General features: G+C 61.7%; 12 protein-coding genes and 1 tRNA gene. 8 read left to right on the top strand and 5 right to left on the bottom strand.

Going from position 1 to position 11,718, the window contains the following annotated elements; genetic code table 11:
- On the top strand, window positions 1-464 hold a 464-nt coding region (locus tag BVH03_RS13665; RefSeq protein WP_143485963.1), incomplete at its 5' end, for an integrase core domain-containing protein.
- A gap of 126 nt (window positions 465-590) precedes the next feature.
- On the opposite strand, the gene BVH03_RS13660 is transcribed toward BVH03_RS13665, so the two are convergent.
- Entirely contained in the window at window positions 591-1,226 is a 636-nt protein-coding gene (locus BVH03_RS13660) for a TetR family transcriptional regulator (protein ID WP_075961683.1), read from the bottom strand.
- A 200-nt stretch (window positions 1,227-1,426) separates the two neighbouring features.
- Between BVH03_RS13660 and BVH03_RS13655 the strand changes: the two genes are divergently transcribed.
- From BVH03_RS13655 to BVH03_RS13645, 3 genes are read left to right on the top strand one after another with little or no spacing between them, the layout of a single operon-like run.
- Window positions 1,427-2,566: an efflux RND transporter periplasmic adaptor subunit gene (locus BVH03_RS13655; RefSeq protein WP_075961682.1), complete on the top strand. Its 1,140-nt coding sequence runs from the start codon at window positions 1,427-1,429 to the stop codon at window positions 2,564-2,566.
- A 14-nt stretch (window positions 2,567-2,580) separates the two neighbouring features.
- On the top strand, window positions 2,581-5,724 hold the full coding sequence (locus BVH03_RS13650; protein WP_075961681.1) for an efflux RND transporter permease subunit: 3,144 nt from the start codon (window positions 2,581-2,583) through the stop codon (window positions 5,722-5,724).
- Window positions 5,721-7,172 carry an AdeC/AdeK/OprM family multidrug efflux complex outer membrane factor gene (locus BVH03_RS13645; protein WP_075961680.1) on the top strand — a complete coding sequence of 484 codons (1,452 nt, stop codon included), beginning with the start codon at window positions 5,721-5,723 and terminating at the stop codon, window positions 7,170-7,172. The genes BVH03_RS13650 and BVH03_RS13645 overlap by 4 nt, the downstream gene beginning before the upstream one ends.
- Window positions 7,173-7,235: 63 nt before the next feature.
- Here BVH03_RS13645 and BVH03_RS13640 read toward each other — a convergent pair whose 3' ends face one another.
- From BVH03_RS13640 to BVH03_RS13630, 3 genes are all read right to left on the bottom strand, one after another.
- On the bottom strand, window positions 7,236-7,898 hold the full coding sequence (locus tag BVH03_RS13640) for a DedA family protein (protein WP_075961679.1): 663 nt from the start codon (window positions 7,896-7,898) through the stop codon (window positions 7,236-7,238).
- 191 nt (window positions 7,899-8,089) lie between these two features.
- Window positions 8,090-8,536 carry a hypothetical protein gene (locus BVH03_RS13635; RefSeq protein WP_075961678.1) on the bottom strand — a complete coding sequence of 149 codons (447 nt, stop codon included), beginning with the start codon at window positions 8,534-8,536 and terminating at the stop codon, window positions 8,090-8,092.
- 119 nt (window positions 8,537-8,655) lie between these two features.
- Window positions 8,656-9,018: an RcnB family protein gene (locus tag BVH03_RS13630; RefSeq protein WP_075961677.1), complete on the bottom strand. Its 363-nt coding sequence runs from the start codon at window positions 9,016-9,018 to the stop codon at window positions 8,656-8,658.
- A 222-nt stretch (window positions 9,019-9,240) separates the two neighbouring features.
- Between BVH03_RS13630 and BVH03_RS13625 the strand changes: the two genes are divergently transcribed.
- The 4 genes from BVH03_RS13625 to BVH03_RS13605 all read left to right on the top strand — a co-directional run bounded on the left by BVH03_RS13625 (window position 9,241) and on the right by BVH03_RS13605 (window position 11,480).
- Window positions 9,241-9,630: a DUF3592 domain-containing protein gene (locus tag BVH03_RS13625; protein ID WP_075961676.1), complete on the top strand. Its 390-nt coding sequence runs from the start codon at window positions 9,241-9,243 to the stop codon at window positions 9,628-9,630.
- Window positions 9,631-10,219: 589 nt separating this feature from the next.
- Window positions 10,220-10,495 (top strand): hypothetical protein, encoded by a 276-nt coding sequence (locus BVH03_RS13615; RefSeq protein ID WP_075961674.1) that lies wholly within the window; start codon window positions 10,220-10,222, stop codon window positions 10,493-10,495.
- Window positions 10,496-10,818: 323 nt separating this feature from the next.
- Window positions 10,819-11,064 (top strand): plasmid stabilization protein, encoded by a 246-nt coding sequence (locus tag BVH03_RS13610; protein WP_075961673.1) that lies wholly within the window; start codon window positions 10,819-10,821, stop codon window positions 11,062-11,064.
- A complete protein-coding gene (locus tag BVH03_RS13605; RefSeq protein ID WP_075961672.1) occupies window positions 11,061-11,480 on the top strand; it encodes a type II toxin-antitoxin system VapC family toxin in 420 nt (139 codons plus the stop codon). The genes BVH03_RS13610 and BVH03_RS13605 overlap by 4 nt, the downstream gene beginning before the upstream one ends.
- Window positions 11,481-11,563: 83 nt before the next feature.
- On the opposite strand, the gene BVH03_RS13600 is transcribed toward BVH03_RS13605, so the two are convergent.
- Window positions 11,564-11,640 (bottom strand) — tRNA-Met (locus BVH03_RS13600).
- Window positions 11,641-11,718 lie beyond the last annotated feature (78 nt).

The raw sequence follows: 11,718 nt of genomic DNA, 5'->3' as shown, positions 1-11,718 counted from the left end.
GCGCCGGCTGGGAGTTCGTTCATGTAGCCATCGATGACGCGTCTCGGCTGGCCTTCACCAGCCTGCACCCAGATGAGCGCGGCAACAGCGCCTGTCGAGCCCTGCTGCAGGCGTTGCGTTACTACCGCGGGCTGGGCATCCGCTTCAAACGCGTCATGACAGACAATGGTGCCTGCTACCGCTCTCATTCTTTTCGGTGCTTATGTGCTCGGCTAGGGCTGAAACACATGCGCACTAAACCCTATACACCGCGCACGAACGGCAAAGCCGAACGTTTCATCCAAACGAGCCTACGTGAGTGGGCCTATGCACGCAGCTATGACAGCTCCGAACAACGAGCCAGGCATTTGCCAGCCTGGCTGCACCATTACAACTGGCACAGGCCGCACAGCAGTCTCAGCTACAAACCACCAATCAGTCGGGCTCCATTGCCACTGAACAACGTACTGGGTTTACACACCTAGTCCATGCCGCGATTTTTCGCGCGCATGGCGCGCTCCCACAGTGGGTCGGGGAACGGCCGCTCCCGCCACTTAGCTGCCCAAGTCGTCGAACCTGAGCTTAAAGATTATGAATAGCTTCCAGGTCGATCAGCAGGTACGCAGCGCTTCACTGTGCTGCAGCATGTCGATCATCGCGTCGACCATGGCGTGGGCATGGGCTTGCAGGTCGTAGGCGTCAGGATTGAGCAGCCAGTGGGCCTGCAGGCCATCCATGTAAGCATGCAGACAGATGGCCGCGCGCTGGCAGTCGAGGTCGGCCGGCAACTGGCCGCGGTTGACGGCATTGCGTAATGTTCTGGCAATGCGTTGGTCGCATTCTTGCTGGAACACCTGCATCTGCTGGCGCAGGCCGCCGAGCTCGGAGCTGTATTCACATTTGTATTGCAGAATTTCTCCAACCCGTCGGCATTCGATGTCGGCATGCATGCGCAACAGCAGTTGCACCAGCAGTTGGCGCATGTTGCCCAGTGGGTCAGGTTCGTCCTCGCTTTCGCAAGCACGGGACAGTTCTTCCTGGGGCAGCAGGCGGCGGTCGAGCATGGCTTGGAACACGTCGACCTTGTTCTGGAAGTGCCAATAGATGGCGCCACGCGTGACGCCGGCTGCGGCGGCGATGTCTGCCAGCGAGGTGGCCGACACGCCATTGGCGTAGAACACCCGCTCGGCGGCATCGAGAATCTGCGCGCGGGTTTCTTCGGCTTCCTCTTTGGTGCGTCTGGCCATAGCGCGGCTTCCAAGCGTAAAAAATTCGGATCAAAACCCCTGGCCGGGGTCACACAGGCGCGCAGTGTCACACAAAAAGATGCATTTACAAACATTCTCGAACGTAAGTATATTTGCGCTTTATTTCCCAATATCCACCTCGGCTATCTGCCAGGTATCGCCCCCGCGGCTCGAATCACTTAGACATGAGGTCCTTTCAGATGCAGAAGAAGCCAGCCTTCGCCGCTATGGTTTCCGCTATCGCTCTGGCCACGCTGACGCTCGCTGGTTGCAGCGATGAGGCTGCTCCGCCACCGCGTCAGGCGCCGACTGTCGGCGTCGTCACGCTGCAGGCAGAGCCCTATACGCTGACCACCGAACTGCCGGGCAGAACCGCTGCTTACCGCATCGCCGAGGTGCGTCCGCAGGTCGACGGCATCATTCAGAAGCGCCTGTTCAAGGAAGGTTCTGAAGTCAAAGCCGGTGAACAGCTGTATCAGATCGATTCGGCGGTGTACGTGGCTGCAGCCAAGAGCGCGGAAGCGACCCTGGCCTCGGCCAAATCGCTGGCCGAGCGTTACAAGAGCCTGGTGTCCGATCAGGCCGTGAGCCGTCAGGCCTACGATGAAGCCCAGGCGTCTCGCCTGCAGGCCGAGGCCTCGCTGGAGCAGGCGCGCATCAACGTGCGCTATACCAAGGTGCTGGCGCCCATTGCCGGCCGCGTTGGCCGTTCCGCGGTCACCGAAGGCGCGCTGGTCAGCAACGGCCAGACCAACGCCATGGCGACCATCCAGCAGCTCGATCCGATCTACGTCGACGTGACCCAGCCGACCAAGGACCTGCTGCGCCTGCGCCGCGAACTGGAAAGCGGCCAGTTGCAGAAGGCCAGCGACACCGCTGCCAAGGTGCAGCTGCGCCTCGAGGACGGCAGCACCTACGAGCACGAAGGCACCCTGGAATTCGCCGAAGTGTCGGTCGATGAAGGCACGGGCTCGGTGACCATGCGCGCCGTATTCCCTAACCCCGACCATACCCTGCTGCCCGGCATGTTCGTGCATGCCCGCCTGCCTGCCGGTGTGAACAAGGAAGCCATCCTCGCGCCGCAACAAGGCGTGACCCGCAACGCCAAGGGTGACCCGACCGCGCTGGTGGTCAATGCCGAGAACAAGGTCGAGCTGCGCCAGATCAAGGCCGAACGTACCGCCGGCAACCGCTGGCTGGTGCTCGATGGCCTGAAATCCGGCGACAAGCTGATCACCGAAGGCCTGCAGTTTGTGCAGCCGGGGGGCGAGGTGAAAACCACCGAAGCGAAGAACGTGGCCGCGCCGCAACAGGCGGCTGACCAGGCTGAGAGCCGCTAAGGAGCGATTACACGATGTCGAATTTCTTCATCGACAGGCCGATTTTCGCCTGGGTGATCGCCTTGGTGATCATGCTGGCCGGCGGACTGTCCATCCTCAAACTGCCGGTCAACCAATACCCGAGCATCGCTGCGCCTGCCGTGAGCATCCAGGTCAACTACCCGGGTGCCTCCGCACAGACCGTGCAGGACACGGTGGTGCAGGTGATCGAGCAGCAAATGAACGGTATCGATGGGCTGCGCTACATCAGCTCGGCGAGCAACTCCGACGGCAGCATGGAAATTGTTGTCACCTTCAACCAGGGCACCAACCCGGACATCGCCCAGGTTCAGGTGCAGAACAAGTTGCAGCTGGCCACGCCGCTGTTGCCTCAGGAAGTCCAGCAGCAGGGCCTGCGCGTCACCAAGGCAGTGAAGAACTTCCTGCTGGTGATCGGCGTGGTGTCCACTGACGGCAGCATGACCAACCAGGACCTGTCCAACTACATCGTCGCCAACATGCAGGACCCGATTTCCCGGACCCCCGGCGTCGGCGACTTCCAGGTGTTCGGTGCCCAGTACGCCATGCGCATCTGGCTCGACCCGGCCAAGCTCAACAACTTCCAGCTGACCCCGGTCGACGTGCGCACCGCCGTGCAGGCGCAGAACGTGCAGATTTCCTCCGGCCAGTTCGGTGGCCTGCCAGCCGGCCCCGGCCAGCAGCTCAACGCCACCATCATCGGCAAAACTCGTCTGCAGACCCCCGAGCAGTTCCGCGACATCCTGCTGAAGGTCAACCGCGACGGTTCCCAGGTGCGCCTGGGCGATGTCGCCAAGGTCGAGCTGGGCGGCGAGAACTACAACATCCGTGCGCAGTTCAACGGCAACCCGGCCTCCGGTCTGGCGATCAAGCTGGCTACCGGCGCCAATGCCCTGGATACCGCCAATGCGATCCGCGCCACCATCGAAGAGCTGAAGCCGTTCTTTCCGGCCGGCATGGAAGTGGTGATGCCGTACGACTCCACCCCCGTGGTGCAGGAGTCGATCCATGGCGTGATCATGACCCTGATCGAAGCCTTCGTGCTGGTCTTCCTGGTCATGTATCTGTTCCTGCAGAACTTCCGCGCCACATTGATCCCGACCCTGGCCGTGCCGGTGGTATTGCTCGGTACCTTTGGCGTGCTGGCGGTATTCGGCTACAGCATCAACACCCTGACCATGTTCGCCATGATCCTGGCCATCGGCCTGCTGGTGGACGACGCCATCGTGGTGGTCGAGAACGTCGAGCGGGTGATGCGCGAAGAGGGGCTGTCGCCGCTCGAGGCGACGCGAAAATCCATGGGGCAGATCCAGGGCGCACTGGTCGGTATCGGCGTGGTGCTGTCGGCGGTGCTGCTGCCTATGGCCTTCTTCGGCGGTTCGGTGGGCGTCATCTACCGGCAGTTCTCGATCACCATCGTTTCGGCCATGGTGCTCTCGGTAATCCTCGCACTGATCTTCACGCCGGCGCTGTGCGCCACCATGCTCAAACCGATCGCCAAGGGCGATCACCACGAGAAGGGCGGCTTCTTCGGCTGGTTCAACCGCACCTTCGAGCGTAGCGTCAACGGCTATGAGCGTGGTGTACGCGGCGTGGTCAAGCGCAAGGCGCCATTCCTGATCATCTACGCGGTCATCGTGGCGGTGGCGGGCTGGCTGTTCACCCTGATCCCGTCGGCGTTCCTGCCCGAGGAAGACCAGGGCGTTCTGTTCGCTCAGGTGCAGACGCCGTCCGGCTCCAGTGCCGAGCGTACCCAGGCGGTCGTCGACGACATGCGCAAGTACCTGCTCGAAGACGAGAAGGATGTGGTCAATTCGGTGTTCACCGTGACCGGCTTCAACTTCGCCGGCCGTGGCCAGAGCTCGGGTATGGCGTTCATCATGCTCAAGCCGTGGTCCGAGCGTACCGCTGCCGGCACCAGCGTCGCCGAACTGGCGGAGCGCGCCCAGGGCCGCTTCTTCGGTGGCGAGTTCCGCGATGCCATGGTGTTCGCCTTCGCCCCGCCTGCGGTCATGGAGCTGGGTAACGCCACCGGCTTCAACCTGTTCCTGCAGGACCGCGCCGGCGTTGGCCAGGCCACCCTGAACGAAGCCCGTGACAAGTTCCTGCAACTGGCCAACCAGAGCCCGGTGCTCAGCAGCGTGCGCGCCAACGGTCTGCTCGACGAGCCGCAGTACAAGCTGCTGATCGACGACGAGAAGGTGCGCACCCTGGGTGTGTCCCTGTCGGACGTCAACACCACCCTGCAGATTGGTTGGGGCGGCAGTTACGTCAACGACTTCATCGACCGCGGTCGGGTCAAGAAGGTGTATCTGCAGGGTCAAAGCGACTCGCGCATGAACCCCGAAGACCTGAGCAAGTGGCACGTACGCAACGACCAGGGCCAGATGGTGCCGTTCAGCGCCTTCGCCACTGGCGAGTGGACCTACGGTTCGCCCAAGCTGTCGCGCTACAACGGGGTGAGCGCCATCGAGATTCTAGGTGCGCCAGCGCCGGGTCATAGTTCGGGTGAGGCGATGGCCGAGGTCGAGCGCATCGCCGCCGAGTTGCCGCAGGGCGTCGGCTTCGACTGGACCGGGCAATCCTACGAGGAGCGTCTGGCGGGTTCGCAGACCCTGGCCCTCTATGCGCTTTCGCTGCTGGTGGTGTTCCTCTGCCTGGCGGCACTGTACGAGAGCTGGTCGATTCCGTTCTCGGTGATCCTGGTAGTGCCGCTGGGTATTCTCGGTGCGCTGCTGTTCACCCTGGGGCGCGGGTTGTCCAACGACGTGTTCTTCCAGGTGGGCTTGATCACCACCATCGGTTTGTCGGCGCGGAACGCGATCCTCATCGTCGAGTTCGCCAAGTCGCTGCACGAGCAGGGCATGAGCCATCTCGAGGCGGCGGTCGAGGCGTGCCGCATGCGACTGCGCCCGATCATCATGACCTCCCTGGCATTCATCCTTGGCGTGGTTCCGCTGGCCATTTCCAGCGGCGCGGGTGCCGGTAGCAAACATGCCATCGGTACCGGTGTGATCGGCGGTATGCTTACCGCGGCGGTGCTGGCGATCTTCTGGATCCCGTTGTTCTACGTGGTGGTCAGCTCGATGTTCAAGGACAAGAGCGCCAAAAAACTCAACGATGAGGAGGCCGTCCAGTGAGGCAGTCCCTGTTGTCTCTAGCCGTCGCGAGCATCGTGCTCAGCGGCTGCACCATGATCCCCGACTACCAGCGCCCCGATGCGCCGGTCGACAGTGCCTGGCCCCAGGGCCAGGCTTACCAGGGCAGCGCCGTGCAGGGCTCGGTCGCGGCGGCCGATCTCGGCTGGCGCGAGTTCCTGCGTGATCCGGCCCTGCAGCGCCTGGTGGAAACCGCGCTGAACAACAACCGCGACCTGCGTGTGGCGGCGTTGAACGTCGAGGCTTACCAGGCCCAGTACCGCATCCAGCGTTCGGAGCTGTTCCCCAACGTATCGGCCGATGGTAGCGGTGCCCGCCAACGTACCCCCGCTGATCTGTCGCAGACCGGCCGCTCCACGGTCGGTGGCCAGTACAGCGCGACCGTGGGCGTGAATGCCTGGGAAGTGGACTTCTTTGGTCGCCTGCGCAGCCTCAACGAACAGACTCTGCAGCAATACTTCGCCACCGAAGAGGCGCAGCGCAGCACCCAGATCAGCCTGATCGCCAGCGTGGCCAACGCCTACCTGACGCTGCAGGCCGACGAGGCGTTGCTCAAGCTGACCCGCGAAACGCTCGGCACCTTCCAGCGCAGCCTGGAATTGACCCAGCGCAGTTTCGACGTCGGTGTAACCGATGCTTTGTCCCTGAGCCAGGCGCGTACCTCGGTACAGACCGCCCAGGCCAACCTGGCGCAGTACACCCGTCAGGTCGCGCAGGATCGCAACGCCCTGGGCGTGCTGCTCGGCGGCCCGGTGCCGGCCGACTTGCCGCAAGGCGAGGGGCTCGACAAGCAACTGCTGGCCGATCTGCCGGCTGGCCTGCCGTCCGACCTGCTGCAGCGCCGCCCCGACGTGCTGCAGGCCGAGCGTGAACTGCTCGCCGCCAACGCCAGCATCGGCGCTGCGCGTGCTGCGTTCTTCCCGAGCATCAGCCTGACTGCCAACGCCGGTACCGCCAGCCGCCAGCTGTCGGGCCTGTTCGACGGCGGTTCGGGCACCTGGCTGTTCCAGCCGCAGATCAACCTGCCGATCTTCACGGCCGGTCGCCTGCGCGCGAACCTCGACTACGCCGAGATCCAGAAGAACATTCAGGTGGCGAACTACGAGAAAGCGGTGCAGACCGCCTTCCAGGAAGTCTCCGATGGTCTCGCCGCGCGCGGTACCTTCGAAGAGCAACTGCAGGCGCAGCGCCGCCTGGTGGAAACCTCCGAGAACTACTACGACCTGGCTGACCGCCGTTTCCGTACCGGCGTGGACAGCTACCTGACCCTGCTCGATGCCCAGCGCCAGCTGTTCAGCGCCGAGCAGCAACTGATCGGTGTACGCCTGTCGCAGCTCACCAGCGAGATCAACCTGTACAAGGCACTCGGTGGTGGCTGGAACGAGCGTACCCAGACCGCACCGGCCACCGCGGCCGCACCGCAGTCCTGATCGGTTGCGATCGCCCAATAAAAAACCCCGCTATCGCGGGGTTTTTTATTGGGCGTCAGGCTCTTATTGCGGTGTCTGTACACGCGCCGAGCTGCTCATCTTGTGGCGAATCAGCTGAATCACACCCGGTAGGATCGACACGATGATGATGCCGATGATCAGGTAGTGCAGGTTGCTCTGCACCGCCGGCAGGTTACCGAAGAAGTAGCCGCCGTAGGTGAACAGGGTGACCCACAGGATCGCGCCGACCACGTTATAAGCGGCGAAGTGGGCATAGTTCATGCGGCCCATGCCGGCGACGAAGGGCGCGAAGGTGCGCACGATCGGCACGAAGCGCGCCAGGATGATCGTCTTGCCGCCGTGGCGGGCATAGAACTGCTGGGTGATTTCCAGGTGGCGACGGCGGAAGATCTTCGAGTCCGGGTTGCGGAACAGCCGCTGGCCCATGAAGCGGCCGATGGTGTAGTTCAATGCGTCGCCGAGAATCGCCGCGGTGATCAACAGTAGCACCAGCAGGTGCACGTTCATGGTGCCGTGCACGGCGATGGCACCGGCCACGAACAGCAGCGAGTCACCGGGCAGGAACGGCGTAACCACCAGGCCGGTTTCGCAGAACACGATCAGGAACAGGATCGCGTAGATCCAGGTGCCGTATTGAGCGGTCAGGGCCGCCAGGTGCTGGTCGATATGCAGAATGAAATCGATAACCAGGTGAATGAATTCCATCGAGGGCTCCAACGATAGGGCAGCCCGACGACGATCCGGGCGGGCTGCTTGGGGGCGGCATTATGCTCGCATCGGCGTGCGAAAGCGCGAGGCTGAGGCAGAATTTGAGCCCTCGGCCGTGCAAGCGTTCCCTGCGGCGAGCGCGCTGCGATGAACGCAAGAGGGGGCGAGCGCAGCCGGGCGGCCGAGGATTACTGCCTGCTGCGTGACTGGATATGCAGCTCGGTGGTTTGTGCGTCATTGGCCTGCAGGGTGGCCGGGTCGCGCTTGCTGCCGTCCTGCTGGGCGCGTTGTTTGGCAAGCGCGGCCATATGCTCGGACCAGGCGAATTGCAGCTCGCGGTATTGCGGTGCTACCGCGGCGCTATTCAAGCGTGCCTGTTCCTGCCAGAACTCGGTATCGCCACGCCACCAGGGATCTTCACCGGGCGCCACTGGCCCTATCGGCGCAACCTTGGGGGCGGCAGCCGGAGCCGGGGTGACATTGGTGGTGGTCGGTGCTGCCTGTTGCTGCGTCGGGTAGAGGCGGGTGAACAGATGAGCCGCCCCATAAGCCAGCGCGGCACCAACGGCCACCGCGAGGGCAGTGCGCGCGAGCTCACTGCGCGGGCTTTTGGGTTTGTTTGCTGAAACTTTCATCATCCATCCCTAGAAGAGAAAGAACCGACACGAGGCATGGCGGAACCTGCGTGAATGATAGCCACTTACGCGGCGTCGTTGAGCTTTAATTTCCGTGTCGGTGCAGCGTGACAGCGCGGTTACTTGCCTTTGATGATGCGCTGAATGGTGCCGGTGTTGTTGTTGAGCAACACGTAGTCGGTACCGATCTTCACCCAATGCTCGTGCTCCTTGTCTTCGGGCTCCGGCAGGTTGTGCTTTTTCAGATCCTTGATCGCGTAGTCGTCACGCCAGTACTTGTGCGGTGCCGGGGTGCCTTCCTTGAGATCGCCGATGTGCATCGGGTCCTTGGCTTGTGGATCTTCCTGGTCCGGCTGCTGCTTGAGCACCTGATCCTGATAAACCTCACGGGCCGGTTCCTGCTCGGCCGGGTCGGCCGCATGGGCCATGCCGCTGACCAACAGGGCGCCGAACAAGATACTGAGGGTGGGCTTGGTTTTCATGTGACTCTCCTTAATCCGTGTCCATAGGAATGGACACGGGCAGGCTGCGGAAAACTCAACCTAAATTTTAGGCCACCCCACCAGCCTGTCGTCTTCTTATACCGCGTTGCCGGTGACACTTCTGCACACCCCGCTGCGCATGCCGCCGAACGGCAGTTTTTTTCCGTGAACCTTCGGGCTACAGGGGGCACTACTTATTCACGTACCTGATTCGAGTGATACATGCCTGTTGCTGTTTTTCTTGCCCTGGTGTTCGGCTGCGTCGGCGCCGTTCTCATGGGCATCGGTCTGTCCCGGCGTCATGTCAGCCGCGACTGGTTGTGCGCAAAAGGGCGGATCATTGCCAGTGACCGGGGGCTCAGCACACCGAGCCGCTACCCGCGTTTCGAGTGGCGCGACGAGCACGGCAACCGGCACATGCACGAGAGCAGCATGAGCAGTTGGCGCCACTACCGTAAAGGCGATCTGGTGGCGGTGCGCTACGATCCGGCCTTCCCTAAGCGCGCGGTGATCGACACTCCAGTGCAGCGCGGCGCCTCGTTCTTCTGGCTGGGCGGGCTGCTGTGCGGCATCGCTGGCCTGTTCCTGTCGGTCGAGCTACTGCTCAACTAGCCGACCGTTTCCAGCCGCCGGTTTCGAGCGTGTGTGACCATTGGGCACAGACGTCCAGTAAAGCCGCTCGACGCAGCAGCATAGTTGGCCATGGCCAGAGGCTTGCTGATCATCACGCCGCCGGCCACGGCCCTATAGGTCGACTTCACCGCCAGGGACCCCTCCTCGATGCCAGCCATTCAACCGAGCGATGTGGCGACCCTGGTCATCCAGCATAGGTGCGCCCCTGAATCACACGCGTACCACCCGCGCGTACGCCAACCCGCAGGCCGTTGTCTATCGCCAGCACAAAGGCTTGGCTTTTACCGGCATGCCCAGCACGCCCGCCTGTAGCCAGGTGCAACAGCCCCGAACCATAAGGTCTGACGGCGAAGATAAGGGAAGTGAGGGCAGTCACTGTTGCAGTCGGGCGCGCAGGAGAAAGCGGGTTGTGCACACCGTCCGCTGGCGTAACAGCGTCACCGCCGAATACCAGCCGATTGACGGTGCGTATATCGCCCCACGTGAGGCGGTTTACAGGCGTACACTGAACTTGCAGCTGCCGATGCAGCTCTGATGGATCAGACCACAACAGCCAGGAGGGCGAAGCATGGGACCGGAAGACCGAGAGTGGTGGCGCGAAGGCCGTCGACAGCGGGGGCACAACGCCTCATGGGACAACTTCAGCGCCAAGCCAGACCCCAAGGGTGGCAACGTCCTGCGCATCCAACGCCCCCTCAAACTCAGCACCACGCCTCCCTACCTGCAACTGCCAGCCCAGCCGCTGATCGACAACCGTGAAAACACCAGGACCAGCCGGGTACTGCTCATCTTAGGTGTGGTGACCGTGGCGGCACTGATCGTGGCGGGGTTTTTGGTGATCTAGATACAACGCATTTGCGACGAAAAGGCTTATCGGGTGATAAGCCTTTTTTGCGTTACGCGCCTGGCGCATCCAGTACTGTGACTGCAAGGTATGCTGCACGCTATCAGGCAGATGACCGTCTGTGCATTCCATCATCCAACAGTTCGCCAGCGGCTCGGATGACCATGAACAGCGCTACCTATCGTGTGATCACTTGGCCTCGGCCCTTCGTCTGTCGCCGCTGCAACAGGGCAGCTATGCCATTGGCTTGTAAACATGTGGGCATGTCTACATGCATATACGTATGATAGCAATGACTGCATTGATTTCATTTGGAGGGCCTTATGGCAACTATCACTATTCGAAATCTGGATGATGACCTCAAGGCCATGCTGCGCGTCGTTGCCGCCAGCCACGGGCGTTCCATGGAAGAAGAGGCGAGACTGATCATTCGCCAAGCGCTGACCAAGCAAGATAAGAAAGGTGGTTTAGGTAGTCGAATCCATGCCCGTTTTTCTGCAGTGGGTGGTGCTGACCTTGAAGCGCCTGAGCGAAACACTAAAGCCAGGGCTGCGAGCTTCGACGAATGATCCTGATTGATACCAACGTGCTTTCGGAGCTGATGAAAGCCAAGCCAGCGGTAGAAGTTCTGTCATGGATCGACCAGCAGCCTGCAGGGCAGCTTTATATAAGCTCCATCACCGTGGTTGAAATCCTCTACGGAATCGCTCGACTGCCGGATGGGAAGCGCAAGACTGCTTTCGCCGATATGGCGAAGCTGATGTTTGATGAGGATTTTGCGGGGCGCATTCTGCCGTTCGATACCGATGCGGCGATTCGCTATGCCAGTTTGGCTGCAGCCAGTGAGGCGAAGAGAAAAGTGTCAGATATGGCCGATGCGCAGATCGCTGCCATTGCGGCTTTATACGATGCGCCTGTTGCTACGCGTAATGTTCGGCACTTCGATCACCTGGGGGTGAGCGTCATAAACCCTTGGGTCGATTGATCGTAGTGGACACGCCATAGTCACTTTGTAGTCACCGGCGCAAACAAAAAAGGGCTTACCTTTCGGTAAACCCTTGTTTTGTTTGGTGGCTACGCAGGGACTTGAACCCCGGACCCCAGCATTATGAATGCTATGCTCTAACCAGCTGAGCTACGTAGCCGAGTGGCGCGCATTTTCCTTATCTGTCTGGGGGGTGTCAAGCCCTGAGGCAGAATAAATTTACGAACTTTCAACCGCT

This window comes from Pseudomonas sp. PA15(2017) (assembly GCF_001945395.1).
Classification (GTDB): domain Bacteria; phylum Pseudomonadota; class Gammaproteobacteria; order Pseudomonadales; family Pseudomonadaceae; genus Aquipseudomonas.
The sequence above is the reverse complement of the archived record's forward strand: the minus strand, read 5'-3'. Positions and strand labels throughout refer to the sequence as shown.